Source organism: Nocardiopsis changdeensis (assembly GCF_018316655.1).
Taxonomy (GTDB): Bacteria; Actinomycetota; Actinomycetes; order Streptosporangiales; family Streptosporangiaceae; genus Nocardiopsis; species Nocardiopsis changdeensis.
This window is the reverse complement of the sequence record NZ_CP074133.1, coordinates 3,549,110-3,564,918: the sequence shown is the minus strand read 5'-3', so window position 1 is coordinate 3,564,918 and position 15,809 is coordinate 3,549,110. Positions and strand designations below refer to the sequence as shown.

Sequence of the window (15,809 nt, the reverse complement as noted above, 5' to 3'; positions counted from 1 at the left end):
TCGGCTACGCTGGGAAAGAGTTTTCCAGGACGTGGGACGAGAAGGGCCAGGGGCGTGGACTCGGGTTACGTAACGCTGGAGCAGGTGGCCGAGCACGCCGGGGTCTCCCTGGCGACCGCCTCCAGGGTCATCAACGGCAGTACCCGGCAGGTCAGCCAGCGGCTGCGGGACCGTGTCACGGCCAGTGCGCAGCAGTTGGGGTACCTGGCCAACGCCTCGGCCCAGACGTTGGCGCGTAACAGCAGTTCGCTGGTGGGGTTGCTGGTGCACGACATCTCCGACCCCTATTTCTCGTCGATCGCGGCGGGGGTGACGCGGTGCACGGAGGAGCAGGGGCTGGTGCTGGTGCTGGGCACCACCGGCCGGTCGGTGCAGAAGGAGGGGCGGGTGCTGGCGGCGCTGCGTTCGCACCGGGCCAAGGCGGTGATCCTGGTGGGGTCGCGTTCCACCGATGAGGAGAGCAACGCCCGGCTGGCCCGGGAGATCGAGGCGTTCCGGCGTCAGGGCGGGCGGGTGGCGTGCGTTTCCCAGCCGGGGCTGCCGGCGGACACGGTCAGTCCCGACAACGCGTCGGGGGCCGCGGCCCTGGCCCGGCACCTGGTGGGGTTGGGGCACCGCCGGTTCGCGATCCTGGCCGGGCCCAGTGATCTGCGTACGGCCCGGGAGCGGTTGGACGGGTTCCACGGGGCGTTGTCGGCGGCGGGGATCGCGTTGGACCACAACAACGTGATGCATGGGGCGTTCACGCGGGACGGGGGGTATGAGTCCACGCGGCGGCTGATGACGCTGGGGACGGACGCGACGTGTCTGTTCGCGGTGAACGACGTGATGGCGACGGGGGCGATGGCGGCTCTGCGGGATCTGGGGATGAAGGTGCCCGAGGACCTGTCGGTGGCGGGGTTCGACGACATTCCGACCCTGCGTGATCTGACGCCGGCGCTGACAACGGTGCGGCTGCCGTTGGAGGAGATGGGGGAGAAGGCCGCGGAGCTGGCCCTGGACGCCGACCATGAGGGGGAGTTCCGGGTGGTGACCGTGCCGGGGGAGGTGGTGGCGCGGGAGAGCACCGCGCCGCCCACCGCCCCCTGAGGGGTGGTCAGCCGGTGAGGACGGCGGACAGGTCCCGGTCGGCGAGGCCGGGGTGTGCGGTCAGGAGTGCGTGCACCCGGGTGAGGACGGGCAGGTCGGCGGTGGTGGTGGCCAGGGCGATGTCCTTGGCGGCGAGGCGGACGGGGTAGAGGGCGTCCTGGGCGAAGGCCCGTGCGGCGGCGCCGGCCATGGGGCCGGCGAGCAGTCCGTTTTTGGCGGCCTGTTCTGTACCTCGTCATGCGTGAATCGCATAACGGATAGGTTGTGCGGCATGAGCATGCCTCCCGATCTGGATCTGCGGCTGGTCCGGTACTTCACCGTCGTCGCCGAGCAGTTGAATTTCGCCCGTGCCGCCGAGGAGTTGCGGGTCGCCCAGCCCTCCCTGAGCCGTCAGATCCAGCGGCTGGAGAACGCCCTCGGCGTGCGCCTGCTGGAGCGCACCACCCAGGGCAGCCGGCTCACCGCCGCCGGCGCGGCGTTCCTTCCCCGGGCTCAGCGGCTGGTGCACGACGCCCGGCAGGCGGTGCTCACCGCACGCGCTGCCGCGCCGGCGCGCACGGTCACCATCGGGTACGCCGACGATCTGATCATCACGCCCGCTGTACGCGACCTGCGCCACCGGTGTCCCGACGCCCACGTCCGCACCCGCCACCTCGGCTCGCGGGACGCCGGCGCCCTGCCCGCCCGGCAGGTCGACGCCCTGGTCATCCGCACACCGCTGCCGATCCCGGCCGACGGCCTTGACCTTGTGGTCCTCTACGCCGAGCCCCGGGTCCTGCTCGTGCCCGCGTCCCACCGCCTCGCAGGCAAGGAGTCGGTCACGGTCGCCGACATCTCCGCGGAGCCGCTCGTCGGCTGCACCGGTGCGGGTGCCGACTGGACCGCTTTCTGGCGGCTCGAACCCCGGCCGGGCGATGTCCCCGCCCCGCTGGGCCCCACCCTTGCCGATACCTACGATGACAAGATCGAGGCCATCGCCGAGGGGAACGCCGTCGCCGTCGTTCCGTCAGGCGACCTGCGCCACACCCTCCGCCCCGGCCTGATCGCCGTTCCGGTCGAGGAGGTCGAGCCCTGCCGGGTCGTCGTCGCCACCCGGTCCGCGGACACCGGCCCCCTCGTCGCGGAGTTCGTCGAGTCCGCCAAGCGGTTCCTCGTCCGGCACACCTGATCTCCGGCGCTGTCGGCCCGATAGGTCCCGCCCGTCATGCAGGAGCTGCATGACGGGTTGCGGAACAGGTCTTGGACGGGGCCGCCGTCGAACCCGTTGACTGGTCGCATGACCGTTGACTACCGCGCACAGACCGTTCTGCTCACCGGGGCCAGCTCCGGGATCGGAGCCGCCTTCGCCAAAGCCCTGGCCGCACGCGGTTCGAACCTCGTGATCGTCGCCCGGCGCGCCGAGCGGCTGGCTTCGATGGCGGACGAGCTGCGCCGCACCACAGCTGCCCGTATCGAGGCGATCCCGGCGGATCTCTCTCACCCGTCCGCCGCACACGAACTCCACCAGGCGGTCGCCGATCGGGGCATCCGGGTCACGAGCCTGATCAATGGGGCGGGGTTCGGCTCGTTCGCCCTGTTCCCCGGCGCGGATCCTGGGCGGCTCACCGCCGAGATCGCCGTCCACGCGATGGCGCCGGTACAGCTGACCGCGGCGTTCCTGCCCCAGATGGTGAACGCCGGCAACGGCTTCGTCATCAACCTCGCCAGTGTTTCCGCCTACCTCCCGTCTCCCCGGATGGCCGTCTACAGTGCCACCAAGGCATTTGTGCTCAGCTTCACCGAGTCACTGTGGACGGAGCTGCGCGGCACCGGCCTCACCGTGTTCGCCGTCTCGCCCGGTGCCACCGCCACCGACTTCACCACCGGGATGGGGCCGGATGCCGAAGTGCTGACCGCCGGGAAGCTGCGCACGCCCGAGGATGTCGTCACCACCACGCTGCGCCACCTCGAGCGCCGCAGCCCCGGACCGGCCGTCATCGACGGGAACCTCAACAAGCTCAGCGTGTTCATGAGCCGGTTCATGAGCCGACGCTGGAACGCCCTGATGATGGCGCGCGTCTTCGACCCCGACGGTCGGCGTCCTTCGGGAGCCGGGCGGGACCAGCCGGGAAGGGGTGGTGGCCGGCTCAGCGCGGGGAGCTCCCGGACACCCGGCAACAGGACGGGTAACCGGTGAGCGGCCGCTCAGGTGTGGGCCGCTCCGCCTTGTACCGGCGGGTGGATCAGCTCCGCCTGGAGGGGCAGGGGATCCGGTGCCGTGACTGCGAGGCCATCATCGGCACCCCGGTGCGCTCCTGTCCGAACTGCGGCCGCGACGATCCCGCCCCAGCCACCCGGGACGAACTCGAAAACCTCTTCATCGCTGAGGGGCTCGACAGCAGCGGTCAGCTCTACGCCGCTGGTCGCGCCGGGTTCACCCGCTGATCAGGAGGGCTGAGCGGCCCTCACCCTCCCACGGTTTCTCCGGTCTCCGGGGCGGGCGGTGGCCCTGGTGCCGGGTGTCGCGGCGGACCGTGGCGGTCCGCCGCGACACGTCCCGTCCGGTGCTAGGGGAGGGGGTTGAGCGTGTCGGCGAACACCACACCGTGCCCGAGGCCGGTGTCCGCCGACAGCGCTCCGCGCTCCACCCGCACGCCGCTGGGGGCGGCCAATGCCCCCAGGTCTGCGAAGGAGGCGCGGTCGATGTCCTCGACCATGGCGGGTCGGGACAGGCACAGGGCCAGCTGCCCGGACAGTTCGGGCAGCAGGTGGGGGGCGACCGGGACGCCCCGGCGGTCGGCCGCCTCGGCGATGCGCAGGAAGGGGGTGATGCCGCCCACGCGTACGACGTTGGGCTGGGCGATGTCGCACACCCCGGCGTCGATGTAGCGTTCGAACTCCTCGACGGTGCGCAGGTTCTCGCCCAGGGCGAAGGGCACGGGGGTGCGCGATCGCAGCCGGACGTGGGAGCGCAGGTCGTCGGCGGGCAGCGGTTCCTCGATGAAGTGGGGTCGGTGCTCGGCCAGTGCCGTCAGGGCGCGGGCCGCGGCGGGCACGTCCCAGCGCTGGTTGGCGTCGACCATGAGGAGGCCGTCGGCGCCCAGGAGGGTGCGTACCGCCCGTACGCGTTCGGCGTCGCGGGCGGGGTCGGGGGAGCCGACCTTGATCTTGACGGCCCGGTGTCCGGCCGCCAGCCATCGGCGGACCTGGTCCTGGAGGTCGGTGAGGGGGTAGTCCAGGTTGACGCCGCTGCCGTAGGCGGGGACCGTCGTGCGGCGTCTGCCCAGGTGTTCGACCAGGGGCAGGCCGGCGGCCTTGGCCGTCAGGTCCCACAGGGCGATGTCGACCGCGGCCAGGGCCATGAGGGTGATGCCGCTGGTGCCCGCCTCGCGCAGGTGCCGGCGCAGTTCGTCCCAGCGGGAGGGGTGGGCGGGCCCGCCCAGGAGGGCGGGCCGCAGGTCGTCTTCGAGGAGGGCGCGCACCGAGCGGGCGCCGATGAGCGGGGTCCAGGAGAACCCCGTTCCGGTGAGGCCGGTGTCGGTGTCCACCTCCACCACGACGATGTCGTTGCGGTCCACTCCGCCGTCCCACGCCCGGTGCAGGGGCAGGCGGTGGGCGCGGGCGCGCATTGCGGTGACGCGCACGTGTTCAGCCCTTTCCGACCAGGGCCAGGCCGGTCTCGATGAGTGCGGCCAGGTCGGCCTCCTCCTCGGGTGTGGGGTCGGTGAAGGGGGCCCGGACCCCGCCCACGGGGAGGCCGCGCAGGCGTGCTCCCGCCTTGACCAGGGAGACGGCGTAGCCGGGGGAGCGGTCGCGCAGGGCCACGAGGGGGTCGAAGAACTCGGCGAGGAGGCGGTCGGCCAGCGGGTCGCCGTTCTGGACGGCCTTGTGGAAGGCGTCGGCGACCTCGGGGACGAAGGCGAACGCCGCCGAGGAGTACAGGGGTACGCCTACGCCGCGGTAGGCGGGGACGGTGAGTTCGGCGGTGGGCAGGCCGTTGAAGAAGGTGAAGTCGTCGCCGCGGACCTTGCGTACCGCGAGGACGATCCGGTGCATGAGCCCCAGGTCGCCGATGCCGTCCTTGATGCCGACCACCGAGGGCAGGGCGGCGATCTCGGCGGCGGTCTGGGGGGTCAGGACGAGGGTGCCGCGCTGGTAGACGATGACCGGCAGGTCGGCCGCGGCGGCGACGGTGCGCACGTACTCGACCATTCCCTTGCGGGGTGCCGTGACGAGGTAGGGGGGCAGGAGGAGGATGGCGTCGGCGCCGGCCTCCTTGGCTGCGCGGGCCTGTTCGACGGCGGTGGCGACGCTGCCGCCGGCGCCGGCGACGACCGGGACGGCGCCGGCGACGGTGTGGACCGTGCGGGCGACCACGGCGGCGTGTTCGGCGGCCGACAGGGCGTGGATCTCGCCGGTGCCGCAGGCGGTGAACACCCCTCCGGCGCCGTGGGCGACGCCGGAGGCGACGTGGTCGGCGAGGACGTCGAGGTCCACGGCCCCGTCGGGGCCGAAGGGTGTGAGGGGGAAGAAGAGGATTCCGTCGAAGCGCATGGCTCTCCTCGGGGGGAAGGGGGGTGTCACAGGACGTGTTCGATGTGGCGGCGGGCGGTGGTGGCGATGACGTCGTCGGTGTCGGCCGCCCAGATGTCGGCGTTGAAGATCTCGACCTCGATGTCGCCGGTGTGGCCGGCGGCCTCCACCGATTCGCGCAGGGAGCGCACGTCGATGTGGCCGTCGCCGACCATGCCGCGGCCCAGCAGGGCGTCGGCGGGCAGGGGCAGGACCCAGTCGCAGACCTGGAACAGGGCGATGCGTCCCTCGCGGCCGGCGCGGGCGATCTGGGTCCGCACGTCGGGGTCCCACCACACGTGGTAGGTGTCGATGGTGACGCCGACCGCTTCGGCGGGGAGGTCCCGGGCCAGGTCCAGGGCCTGGCCCAGGGTGGACAGCACGGCCCGGTCGGCGCAGAACATGGGGTGCAGGGGTTCCAGGCCCAGGCGGACGCCGCGCTCGGCGGCGTAGGGGGCCAGGGCCGCCAGGGCGTCGGCGACGCGTGCGCGTGCGCCGGGCAGGTCGCGGTCGCCTTCGGGCAGGCCGCCCACGACCATGACCAGGACGGGGGCGCCCAGGGCGGCGGCCTCGTCGATGGCGCGCCGGTTGTCGTCCAGGGCGGGGGCGGGGTCGTGGCCGGTGAGGAAGCCGCCCCGGCAGTAGGAGGTGACCCGCAGCCCTGAGCGGCGAACGAGGGCGGCGGCCTTGTCCAGGCCCAGGTCGGCGACGTGTTCGCGCCACAGGCCGATGGCGGGGACGCCGGCGCGCAGGCAGCCGTCGACGGCCTGGACGAGGGTGGCGGGGCGGACGGTGGCCTGGTTGAGGGACAGCCGGGCCAGGCGGGGGTCGCCGGGTTCGGGGGTGGGGACGGTGGCGGGGAGTCCGGTGGGGACGTCCACGGGGGTGGGGACGGGGGTGCTCATTGGTGCACCCCCGCCACGTGCAGCAGGGCGCGCATGCGCTCGACGGCCAGGTCGGGGTCGGTGAGGACTCCGGCGGTGTCGGCCAGGCGCAGGGTGCGGGCCAGGTGGGGCAGGTCGCGGGCGGACTGCATGCCGCCGACCATGTGGAATCCGTGCTGGTGGCCGTTGAGCCAGGCCAGGAACGCGATGCCGGTCTTGTAGTGGGGGGTGGGCGCGCCGAAGAGGTGGCGGGCCAGGGGGACGGTGGGTTCGAGCAGGGCCCGGTAGCGGTCGGTGTCGCCGGCGTCCAGGGCGGCCAGGGCGCGGGCGGCGGCCGGGGCGATGGCGGCGAAGACGCCCAGCAGGGCGTGGGAGTGGCCGTGGTCGTCGCCCTCGATGAGGTCGGGGTAGTGGAAGTCGTCGCCGGTGTACAGGCGTACTCCGGGGGGCAGCAGGCGGCGCAGCCGGACCTCCAGGCCGGCGTCGAGGAGGGAGACCTTGATGCCGTCGACGCGGTCGGCGTGGTCGGCGATGAGGGCGGCCACGGGTTCGATGGCGTCGGCCGGGTCGGGGAAGCCCCAGTACCCGTCCAGGGCGGGGTCGAAGACGGCGCCCAGCCAGTGCAGGATCACCGGGCCCTGGGCGCGGTCGAGCAGGGTGGAGTAGACGCGGGTGTAGTCGGCGGGTCCGGTGGCGACGGCGGCCAGGGCGCGCGAGGCCATCAGGACGGGGACGGCCCTGGCCTTGTGGACCAGGTCGAGCTGGTCGCCGTAGGCGGTGATAACGCTTTCCAGATCGGCGTGCGAGGGCTCCAGTCCGTCGGTGCCCACGCCGCAGGCCAGGGCGGCGCCGCGGGCGGCGGCCTCGGCGCCCGAGCGGCGGATGAGCTCGGCGACGGTGTCGGGGTCCAGGCCCATGCCGCGCTGGGCGGTGTCCATGGCGTCGGCCACCCCCAGGCCCTGGTCCCACAGGTGGTGGCGGAAGGCCAGGGTGGCGTCCCAGTCCAGGCGGGCCGGGGCGCCGGGGGCGTTGGGCAGCAGGGGGTCGGCGACCACGTGCGCGGCGGCGTAGGCGGTGCGGGTGCGGGCGGGGGGCAGGGGGGAGGCGTCGGCGGCGGGGCCGGCGGGGGTGAAGGGGGCGAGGGTGCCGTCGCCCTCGGGCAGCAGCAGGGGGCTCATCGGATGGAGACCTCGCCGAGTTCGATGGTGCGGCCGGTGCGGGCCGACTCCAGGCCGGCCTCGGCCATCTGCAGGCCGCGCGCCCCCGAGAGCAGGTCGTGGGGGAAGGGGGAGCCGGTGGCGACGTGGCGCAGGAAGTCCTCCCACTGGGCGCGGAACCCGTTGGGGAAGTCGGTGTTGTCGGGGACGTGCTCCCACTGCTCGCGGTAGCGGCCGGGGTCGGCGGCGTCGGGGTCCCAGACGGCCTTGGGGGTGAGGGCGCGGGGCTGGACGCGGCAGGAGCGCAGGCCCGCCACGGCGCTGCCGTGGGTGCCGTCGACCTGGAACTCCACGAGTTCGTCGCGGTCCACGCGCACGCTCCAGGAGGAGTTGATCTGGGCGACGGTGCCGCCCTCCAGTTCGAAGATGCCGTAGGCGGCGTCGTCGGCGGTGGCGTCGTAGGGGGCGCCGTCCTCGTCCCAGCGGCGGGGGATGTGGGTGGCGGTGCGGGCGGTGACGGTGCGCACCGGGCCGAAGAGGTGCTCCAGGATGTAGTGCCAGTGGGGGAACATGTCCAGGACGATGCCGCCGCCCTCTTCGGCGCGGTAGTTCCAGCTGGGGCGCTGGGCGGGCTGCCAGTCGCCCTCGAAGACCCAGTAGCCGAACTCCCCCCGTACGGACAGGATCTCGCCGAAGAAGCCGGAGTCCACCAGGCGGCGCAGTTTGAGCAGGCCGGGCAGGAAGAGCTTGTCCTGGACGACGCCGTTGCGCACGCCCGCCTGTTCGGCGAGTTTGGCCAGGTCCAGGGCCGAGTCCAGGGTGGACGCGGTGGGCTTTTCGACGTAGATGTGCTTGCCGGCGGCGATGGCCGAGCGGACGGCCGCTTCGCGGGCGTGGGTGATCTGGGCGTCGAAGTAGACCGAGACCTGCGGGTCGGACAGGACGGTGTCCAGGTCGGTGGACCAGCGGGTCAGGCCGTGCCGGTCGGCGATCTCGCGCAGTTTGCGCTCGGAGCGGCCGATCAGGATGGGTTCGGGCAGGAGCCGGGAGCCGTCGGGCAGTGCGATGCCGCCGTCGTCCCGGATGGCCAGGATGGACCGGGTCAGGTGCTGTCGGTATCCCATGCGCCCGGTGACGCCGTTCATGGCGATGCCCAGTACGCGATCGCTCATCTGATGTGACCACCTCTCTTGTGAAAGCGCTTTCCACCTTACGGCAAAGTTCGCCTCCACACCAGTGGCGAAGCACGCGGCCGGCGGCGGGGGCGGCCGGGTGCAGTGGTCGGGAGGGTGAAGGGGCTGGTCACCGGTCGCGGCGGGGGCGGGGGTCCGCCGCGGCTCCGGACGCGGGCTGGATCCGCCGCGGCCGCGCGCCGCGGCGGACCGGGCGCGCTTTCCCCGGTTTTCCCGGCGGGCCCGACCTGGGCGGACTCCGCCGCCGCGGGCGCCCGCGGGGCGGCCCCACCGGGGGCCGCCGGTGCTCCGGGGGGCCGATCGCGCCCCCGGAAAACGGAAAGCGCTTACATTTCCGGGGATCGGGCCCGCCGCCCCGGACGGGGCGGCGGGCCGGGCGTCAGCGGGCGGTGTGCGCGGTGACCTCGGCCAGCACCAGGTCCCACAGCGGCTCGGGCGGGTACTGGTGGCCCACGCCGGGCAGCGGCACCAGCCGGGCGCCGGGGACGGCCGCGGCCATCGCCCGCCCGTGGGGCAGGGGGAACATCGGGTCCTCGGTGCCGTGCAGCACCAGCGTGGGAACGGTGAGGGCCGCCGGGTCGGGGTCGGAGGAGCCGTCCTCCTCCAGGATCCAGTGGTTGGTCTGCGTCGCCGCCATGTCGGCGGTGCGGTCGTAGACCCGCGCGGAGAGCGCGCGCGAGCGCTCGGCGTCGAAGACCGACCCGGCGAACGCGCGCTCGCCCTCGACCATCGCCTCGATGGCGGCCTCGCGGTCGCTCCAGTCCGGCCCGGGTCCCTGGTCGGCGAACACGGCCTGGAGCCGCGGCTCCATCGGCGGCAGTTCGGGCCGGTCCGGGCCGCCGGTGCCGCCGGGGGTGGTGGACTGCAGGGTCAGGGTCGCCACCCGCCCGGGGTGGTCCAGGGCGATGCGCTGGGCGAGGTCGGCGCCCATGGAGATCCCCACCAGGTGGGCGGTGTGCGCGCCCACCCCGTCCAGGACGGCCAGGGCGTCGGCCACCAGGTCCTTGCGGGTGTAGGCGGGCGCTCCGGCCGGGTAGGCGGTGGACCGGCCGGTGTCGCGCAGGTCGTAGCGGACCACGTGGCGTCCGGCGGCGGCGAGCCGGGCGCAGAAGCCGTCCTCCCAGTAGTCCATGGAGGAGGCCGCGCCGCCGATGAGCAGGACGGTGGGGTCCTGGGCCGAGCCGAAGGCCTGTGCGCAGATCAGGGCGTCGCCGGAGGGCAGGAGCAGTTCTCCGGAGCGGGCGGGGTCGGTGGACATGGCGCTCTCCTAACTACTGAATTAATAGCTGCTACTATTATTTTCATAGTTTTGCGAGGAGGACAAGTGCCCGGTAAGAGGAGTTACGGCGAGGGGTGCCCGATCGCGCACTCCCTGGACCTGGTCGGCGAGCGGTGGGCGCTGCTCGTCGTCCGGGAGCTGCGGCTGGGGGCGCGCCGCTACAGCGACCTGCAGGAGGCGCTGCCCGCCATCGCGCCCACCGTGCTCTCCCAGCGCCTGAAGGACCTGGAGGCCGTCGGTGTCCTGCGCCGCCGGGAGCTGGAGCCCCCCGCGGCGGGCCGGGTGTACGAGCTGACCGAGTGGGGCGCGGAGCTGGAGCCGGTCTTCCGGGCGCTGGCCCGGTGGGGGGCGCGCTCCCCGGTCGTCCCGCTGTCGGGGCACGTCAGCGCCGACTCCGTGATGCTGGGCCTGCGGACCTTCTTCTCCCCGCCCGAGGGGCACGAGCCCTGGTCGGCGCGCTACGAGGTGCTGTTGGGGCGCGAGCGCTACCGGATCGGTGTCGAGCGGGGGCGGCTGGCGCACCTGGCCCGGGGGCGGGACCCGGAGGGGGCGGACGTGGTGGTGCGCACCACCAAGGAGGCCTGGCGGCGGGTCCTGGCGCGGGAGGAGCCTGTGGCCGGCGCGGTCGCCGCGGGCCGGCTGGAGGTCGAGGGCGATCCGGACCTGCTGGAGCGCCTCGTCGCGGCCGCGGCGCCGCCCCCTGCCGCCGGGTAGGGGCTCAGGCGCCGCGGGGGTCCAGGGTGACGCCGGGCAGGGCGGGCAGGTCGGCCAGTGCGGTGACCCGGTGCAGGTGGTGCACGCCCGGCGGCAGATTCGCGGCCAGGACCGCCGCGTGGGCGGTCACCAGGGCGGTGGCCCGTGACTGGCCGCGGCCGCGCGCCCGGCGCAGGTGGGGGCCGCTGCGGGCGGCCGCCGTCCAGGCGTCCGTGCCCGGCAGGTGCGGGACCCCGCGCAGGCGGCCCGCGCCGGGCAGGCGGGCCAGCAGCCCCAGGCCCCGGGTCAGGGCGGGGGAGTCCAGTCCCAGGTGGGTGCGGACCGGGCGGCCCAGGTCGCGGGTGAGCACGTGCTGGTCGGCGAAGTCGGCGCGCAGCAGCCGTCGCCGCCCCTGCCCGGGCAGGTCGAGCCGTGCGCCCCGGGACAGGTTGCGCACCGCCTCGCCGGTGGCCGGGTCGGGGAAGGAGCGGCCGAGCAGTCCGAGGGTCCACGCGGTGGCGGCCGCCCCGTGGGCCTCGCCCTCGCCCAGGAGCACGGCCACGTCGATGGGGTCGGTGCCCGGGTGGGCCGCGTGCAGGTCGGCGGCGAGCAGGGTGGTCAGGCCCGGGGCCAGGCCCACGCTGAGCAGTACCGGTGCGCGCGGGGCCAGGCGTTCGAGCCGGGCGGTGTAGCCGGCGGTGGCGGTGGGGTCGACGAAGGCCGCCCCGTGGTCGGCGGCGATCGCGGCCAGCGCGGGGTCCTCGGCCCCGGCGGCGTTGACCACGACGTCGATGCCCTCCAGGGCGTCGCGGTAGTCGTCGTGGCGGGTCAGGTCCAGGGGCAGGTCGGCGCGGCGGGGGTCGCGTCCGGCGGTCAGGCAGGTGTGTCCGGCCGCGCGCAGTGCGGCCGTGGCGGGCGCGCCCACCGCGCCGTAGCCGCCCAGGGCCAGCACCCGCAGAGTTCTTGTAGTCATACTCCAAATAGATATGTGGAGTGGCACTACAGTCAAGTCCTAGGATCGTGGCCATGGACACGCACGCCGTCGACGGGCGCACCGCCCGCTCCCTGGCCACCCGCGCCCGGATCGCGCGGGCCGCCGCCGCCCTGTTCACCGCGCGGGGGTACGCCGCCACCAGCGTCGCGGCGATCGCCGCCGAGGCGGGGGTGGGTGTGCAGACGGTGTACTACACGTTCAAGACCAAGGCGGCGGTGCTCGGTGAGGCCGTGGACCAGGCCGTGGCCGGGGACGCCGAGCCCGTCCCGACCCTGGAGCGCCCCTGGGTGCGCGAGGCGCTGGCCGCCCCCGACGCCCGCGGCCAGGTGCGCCTGCAGGTGGCCGGGACCGGTGCGGTGATGGAGCGGGTCGCCGGGCTGCTGGAGGCGGTGCGGGGCGGGGCCGCCGACCCCGACCTCGCCGGGCTGTGGCGTACCAACGTCGAGCAGCGCCGTACCGTGCAGCGGGTGTTCGCCGGCGCCCTGGCCGACCGGGGGGCGCTGCGCCCGGGGCTGGACGCCGAACAGGCCGCCGACCTCATGGTCGGCCTGCTCTCCCCGGAGCTGTTCACCCTGTACACCGTGCACCTGGGCCGCTCGGTGGAGTGGTGGCGCGAGCACACCGCCGACGCGCTGCTGCTCCAGGTGGTCCGGTCCTGACCGGGGGCCGCCCTGCCCGGTTCCGGGCTCGGGGTCCTGAACGGCCCGGGGGTCAGGCCAGGAAGCCGCGGACCAGTTCGGCCACGCGGTCCGGGCACTGGCGGTTGACCCAGTGCCCGGCCCCCTGGACCACCTCCAGCCGCGCCCCGGGCACCGCCGCGGCCGCCGCGGCGGTGCGGGCGGGGGCGACGCCGATGTCGCGGTCGCCCTGGACGAACAGGGCCGGACAGGAGATCTCGCCCAGGCGCGGGCGCAGGTCCACGTTCATGCGGATGGGGCCGATGGAGGCGTTCTGCCAGTCGGAGGAGCCCGTGCCGTTGGTCCGGGCCTCCTGGAGGACCTCGTCCACGATGGCGTCGAAGTCCTCGACGGGCCCGGGGATCAGGGCGGAGCGCACGAAGCGCTCCACGCCCGCGCGCGAGCGCATCATCATCCCGGGCAGGGTGGTGTTGAGGAGCCGGCTGCGGGCGGTGAGCCACAGCAGCTGGTGCACCACGGGCGGGAAGGAGAGCGTTCCGGCGGGGGCGATCGCCACCAGGCGCTCCACCCGGCGGGGGTGTTCGATGGCGTAGGCCAGGGTGAGCGCGCCGCCCTGGGACAGGCCCACCAGGGCGGCCCGGTCCAGGGCGAAGTGGTCCAGGACGGTGTCGATGACGCTCAGCAGCACGTGGTGGTCGGCGGTGCCCCGCCAGGGGCGGCTGCGGCCCTGTTTGGGCCAGTCGGGGGCGAACACGCGGTGGTCCGCGGCCAGGGCGGGGATCAGGTGCCGCCAGCTGAGCAGGGCGTTGTCCTGTCCCGCGCCGCTCAGCAGGAGGACGGGCGGGCCCTGGTCGCCCGCGACGGCGACGCTGAGGGGGCCTTCGGGGCGGGTGATGACGGTGCGGTCGAAGGGGTCGTGGGTCACGGTGCGGGGTCCTTTCCGCGGGTCCGCTGCCAGCGCTGGAAGAGGGCGGGCAGCTCCGACTCCAGGAACCGGTACAGCTCGTTGACGTTGGCCAGGCGCTCGCGGCGCTGCGCGGAGGCGTCCCGCAGGACGCGCAGGCCGTGCTCGGTGACCTCGCGGAAGCCGGAGGCCTGGGCGTAGCGGCGCTCCAGCATGCGGCTCCACCCGTCGGCGGAGATGCGCAGGTAGGCGTTGCGGTCGCCGGGGCGGCGCACGGTCTCGACCAGGCCGCTGGGGGTGAGCAGGCGGGCGGCGGTGCTCAGGGAGCTGCGGCTGACGTGGAGGGCCTCGGCGATCTGGGCGGGGCTCTGCTGGGGCGGGTCGCAGATCAGCAGCCAGCCGACCACCCGGCCGGAGATCAGGGGCAGGCCCTCGCGGGCGAAGAACTCCGCGACCTCGTCCACGAAGGCGGCCTCGTCGTCGGTGGGTGCGCTCATGCGAACAGATTACCGTCGTTGCAGTCATGACTGCAACAACGGTAATGGGTGTGCGGGGGGCGTGGTGCCGTGGACGGCCGCCGACGACCGGGGCGGGTCAGGGGGCGAAGGAGTCCAGGGCGGCCGCGCGCATGTCCTCGTACCCGGCCCAGTCCCCCTCGAGGCCGGCCCAGGCGACGGTGTAGTACACGCCGGGGGAGGCCGTGATGTTGCGGGCCAGGACGCGGCGCTGCTGCCCGTCGCCGGTCCAGCCGAACTCCCAGTCGGCGGCCGACTGGAAGGGGGTGCGGTCGGTGACGTCCTCGACCAGGATCCGCCGGTAGTCCGGCAGCCGCCCGGAGTCGATGACCCCCTGCTCCTGGTCGAGCACGTGCTGGTACTCGTCCTCGGTGGGGTGTTCGGCGCTGTCGATCTGGAGGTAGGTGGCGTCGGTGGGGGAGTCGTAGAAGACGCTGGTGCCGTCGACCCGGCGGATCCACCCGTCGGGCACCAGGATGGAGAAGCCGTTCTCGGGGTCCGGTGTCCAGGTCATGCCGCTGTGGGCGGGCTCCTGCGGCTCCTCCTGGGTCTGCCCGGTCCCGGGGGTGGCGTCGGCGGCTGCGGTGGTGTCGGCGGCGTCCGCGTCGTCGGAGGGCGCGCCGTCGCCGGGGCCGGAGCCGTCGGACAGGGCGGTCCCGGTGGGGGCGCCCCAGGGGTCGACCACCACCAGGACGGCGGCCCCGGCGACGACCAGGGCCAGGCCCAGGGTCAGGACCACCACCGGCCAGGAGAGGCGGCCGCGCGGGGCGGGCCGCCCCGCGCGGGGCCGGGGGCGCCCGTCGGGGGCGCCCGGGGGCGGGGGCTGGACCGGGAGGGTGGGGGCGGTGCGGGGCGGGATGAAGGAGCCGGTGAGGGCGACCTGCCGGGTGGTGCCGAGCCGCCGCGGGGCCGGACTGTACCGGGGGCCGACAGGGGCCGAGCGGTGCGGCCGGCGCCTGGGGTCCGGTGCCGGGCGGGGGACCTGGGGCGCCGCCGCAGGGGCCAGGGCCGTGGCCGCCGGGGCCCGGGGGCGGGCGCGGGGGCCGTCCCGGCCTCCAGCAGCGCCCGGCAGCGCCGGGCGTCCAGGCGCCGCTGCGGGTCCTTGGCCAGCAGTCCGTGCACCGCCTCGCGCAGCGGCCCCGGGGCCAGCCGTTCCGGCGGTTCCTGGTGGAGGATGGCGTTGAGGGTCGCCGGGACCCCTTCGCGGCGGAACGGGGAGATCCCCGTGGCCGCCAGGTACAGGGTCGCCCCCAGCGACCACAGGTCGCCCGCGGGGGTGGCCGGCCCCGACGAGAGGCGTTCGGGGGGCAGGTAGGCGGGCGACCCCATGATCCCGGCGGTCTGGGTGACGGCCGTGGTGTCGGCGATCGTCGCGATGCCGAAGTCGGTGAGCACCACCCGGCCGCCGTCGGTCACCATGACGTTCTCGGGTTTGACGTCCCGGTGCGTGATGCCCTGCCGGTGCGCGGTGTCCAGGGCGCTGAGCAGGTCCAGGCCCCACCGGGCGACCTCCTGGGCGGGGCGGACGCCCTCCCGGCGGACCAGTTCGTACAGGGAGCACCCGGTGAGGAACTCCATGACGATCCAGGGGCGGTCGTCCTCTTCGAAGACGTCGTGGACGGTGACGATGTTGGGGTGCGACCCCATGGCGGCGGCCTGGGCCTCGCGGCGGGCGCGGGCGGCGGCGCGGGCCCGCTCCTCCTCGCTCAGCCCGGGGCCGAACAGGATCTCCTTGACGGCGACGGTGCGGTTGAGGTCGTCGTCGTGGGCCTTCCAGACCCGCCCCATCCCCCCGCGGCCGAGTTCGGCGGTGAGGCGGTAGCGCTCGCGCAGCAGGCGCTCGGGTTCGGTCTCGGACCCCATCGGGCTCCCTCGGGTGCGGGCCGTCGTGTACGGAAGAGGCGCGCACGGG

At 74.5% G+C, this 15,809-nt stretch carries 18 protein-coding genes; 6 read left to right on the top strand and 12 right to left on the bottom strand.

Features of this window, described 5'->3' with window-relative positions:
• Window positions 1–54: 54 nt before the first annotated feature.
• On the top strand, window positions 55–1,089 hold the full coding sequence (locus KGD84_RS16215) for a LacI family DNA-binding transcriptional regulator (protein WP_220561278.1): 1,035 nt from the start codon (window positions 55–57) through the stop codon (window positions 1,087–1,089).
• Between the two features lie 7 nt (window positions 1,090–1,096).
• Here KGD84_RS16215 and KGD84_RS16210 read toward each other — a convergent pair whose 3' ends face one another.
• Entirely contained in the window at window positions 1,097–1,279 is a 183-nt protein-coding gene (locus tag KGD84_RS16210; protein ID WP_220561277.1) for a hypothetical protein, read from the bottom strand.
• Window positions 1,280–1,360: 81 nt separating this feature from the next.
• Between KGD84_RS16210 and KGD84_RS16205 the strand changes: the two genes are divergently transcribed.
• The 3 genes from KGD84_RS16205 to KGD84_RS16195 all read left to right on the top strand — a co-directional run bounded on the left by KGD84_RS16205 (window position 1,361) and on the right by KGD84_RS16195 (window position 3,513).
• Window positions 1,361–2,257: a LysR family transcriptional regulator gene (locus KGD84_RS16205; RefSeq protein WP_255646590.1), complete on the top strand. Its 897-nt coding sequence runs from the start codon at window positions 1,361–1,363 to the stop codon at window positions 2,255–2,257.
• Between the two features lie 108 nt (window positions 2,258–2,365).
• A complete protein-coding gene (locus tag KGD84_RS16200; RefSeq protein ID WP_220561276.1) occupies window positions 2,366–3,265 on the top strand; it encodes an SDR family NAD(P)-dependent oxidoreductase in 900 nt (299 codons plus the stop codon).
• A 41-nt stretch (window positions 3,266–3,306) separates the two neighbouring features.
• Window positions 3,307–3,513, top strand: a complete 207-nt coding sequence (locus tag KGD84_RS16195) for a PhlB family protein (RefSeq protein ID WP_220561275.1) — start codon at window positions 3,307–3,309, stop codon at window positions 3,511–3,513.
• A 122-nt stretch (window positions 3,514–3,635) separates the two neighbouring features.
• Here the strand turns inward: KGD84_RS16195 and KGD84_RS16190 are convergent, their stop codons facing one another.
• The 6 genes from KGD84_RS16190 to KGD84_RS16165 form a co-directional block, all read right to left on the bottom strand.
• The gene (locus tag KGD84_RS16190; protein ID WP_220561274.1) at window positions 3,636–4,712 is read right to left on the bottom strand and encodes a mandelate racemase/muconate lactonizing enzyme family protein; all 1,077 of its coding nucleotides are present in this window, start codon (window positions 4,710–4,712) and stop codon (window positions 3,636–3,638) included.
• Window positions 4,713–4,716: 4 nt separating this feature from the next.
• The gene (locus tag KGD84_RS16185) at window positions 4,717–5,622 is read right to left on the bottom strand and encodes a 5-dehydro-4-deoxyglucarate dehydratase (protein ID WP_220561273.1); all 906 of its coding nucleotides are present in this window, start codon (window positions 5,620–5,622) and stop codon (window positions 4,717–4,719) included.
• Between the two features lie 26 nt (window positions 5,623–5,648).
• The gene (locus KGD84_RS16180; protein ID WP_220561272.1) at window positions 5,649–6,545 is read right to left on the bottom strand and encodes a sugar phosphate isomerase/epimerase family protein; all 897 of its coding nucleotides are present in this window, start codon (window positions 6,543–6,545) and stop codon (window positions 5,649–5,651) included.
• On the bottom strand, window positions 6,542–7,702 hold the full coding sequence (locus KGD84_RS16175) for a dihydrodipicolinate synthase family protein (RefSeq protein ID WP_220561271.1): 1,161 nt from the start codon (window positions 7,700–7,702) through the stop codon (window positions 6,542–6,544). Before KGD84_RS16175 ends, KGD84_RS16180 begins: the two co-directional genes overlap by 4 nt.
• Window positions 7,699–8,853, bottom strand: coding sequence for a Gfo/Idh/MocA family protein (locus tag KGD84_RS16170; RefSeq protein ID WP_220561270.1), 1,155 nt, complete (start codon window positions 8,851–8,853; stop codon window positions 7,699–7,701). Before KGD84_RS16170 ends, KGD84_RS16175 begins: the two co-directional genes overlap by 4 nt.
• A 400-nt stretch (window positions 8,854–9,253) precedes the next feature.
• On the bottom strand, window positions 9,254–10,132 hold the full coding sequence (locus tag KGD84_RS16165; protein WP_220561269.1) for an alpha/beta fold hydrolase: 879 nt from the start codon (window positions 10,130–10,132) through the stop codon (window positions 9,254–9,256).
• A gap of 66 nt (window positions 10,133–10,198) precedes the next feature.
• On the opposite strand from KGD84_RS16165, the gene KGD84_RS16160 reads away from it, so the two are divergent.
• Window positions 10,199–10,867 (top strand): winged helix-turn-helix transcriptional regulator, encoded by a 669-nt coding sequence (locus KGD84_RS16160; RefSeq protein WP_255646587.1) that lies wholly within the window; start codon window positions 10,199–10,201, stop codon window positions 10,865–10,867.
• Window positions 10,868–10,871: 4 nt separating this feature from the next.
• On the opposite strand, the gene KGD84_RS16155 is transcribed toward KGD84_RS16160, so the two are convergent.
• The gene (locus KGD84_RS16155) at window positions 10,872–11,819 is read right to left on the bottom strand and encodes a saccharopine dehydrogenase family protein (RefSeq protein ID WP_255646586.1); all 948 of its coding nucleotides are present in this window, start codon (window positions 11,817–11,819) and stop codon (window positions 10,872–10,874) included.
• A gap of 53 nt (window positions 11,820–11,872) precedes the next feature.
• Here KGD84_RS16155 and KGD84_RS16150 point away from each other — a divergent pair, with 53 nt between their 5' ends.
• Window positions 11,873–12,499, top strand: a complete 627-nt coding sequence (locus KGD84_RS16150) for a TetR/AcrR family transcriptional regulator (protein ID WP_220561268.1) — start codon at window positions 11,873–11,875, stop codon at window positions 12,497–12,499.
• Between the two features lie 52 nt (window positions 12,500–12,551).
• Here the strand turns inward: KGD84_RS16150 and KGD84_RS16145 are convergent, their stop codons facing one another.
• The 4 genes from KGD84_RS16145 to KGD84_RS16130 all read right to left on the bottom strand — a co-directional run bounded on the left by KGD84_RS16145 (window position 12,552) and on the right by KGD84_RS16130 (window position 15,760).
• The gene (locus tag KGD84_RS16145; RefSeq protein WP_220561267.1) at window positions 12,552–13,403 is read right to left on the bottom strand and encodes an alpha/beta fold hydrolase; all 852 of its coding nucleotides are present in this window, start codon (window positions 13,401–13,403) and stop codon (window positions 12,552–12,554) included.
• Window positions 13,400–13,879, bottom strand: coding sequence for a GbsR/MarR family transcriptional regulator (locus KGD84_RS16140; protein ID WP_220561266.1), 480 nt, complete (start codon window positions 13,877–13,879; stop codon window positions 13,400–13,402). The genes KGD84_RS16145 and KGD84_RS16140 overlap by 4 nt, the downstream gene beginning before the upstream one ends.
• 97 nt (window positions 13,880–13,976) lie before the next feature.
• Window positions 13,977–14,636, bottom strand: a complete 660-nt coding sequence (locus KGD84_RS16135) for a hypothetical protein (RefSeq protein WP_260697226.1) — start codon at window positions 14,634–14,636, stop codon at window positions 13,977–13,979.
• Window positions 14,627–15,760 carry a serine/threonine-protein kinase gene (locus tag KGD84_RS16130; protein WP_260697225.1) on the bottom strand — a complete coding sequence of 378 codons (1,134 nt, stop codon included), beginning with the start codon at window positions 15,758–15,760 and terminating at the stop codon, window positions 14,627–14,629. The genes KGD84_RS16135 and KGD84_RS16130 overlap by 10 nt, the downstream gene beginning before the upstream one ends.
• Window positions 15,761–15,809 lie beyond the last annotated feature (49 nt).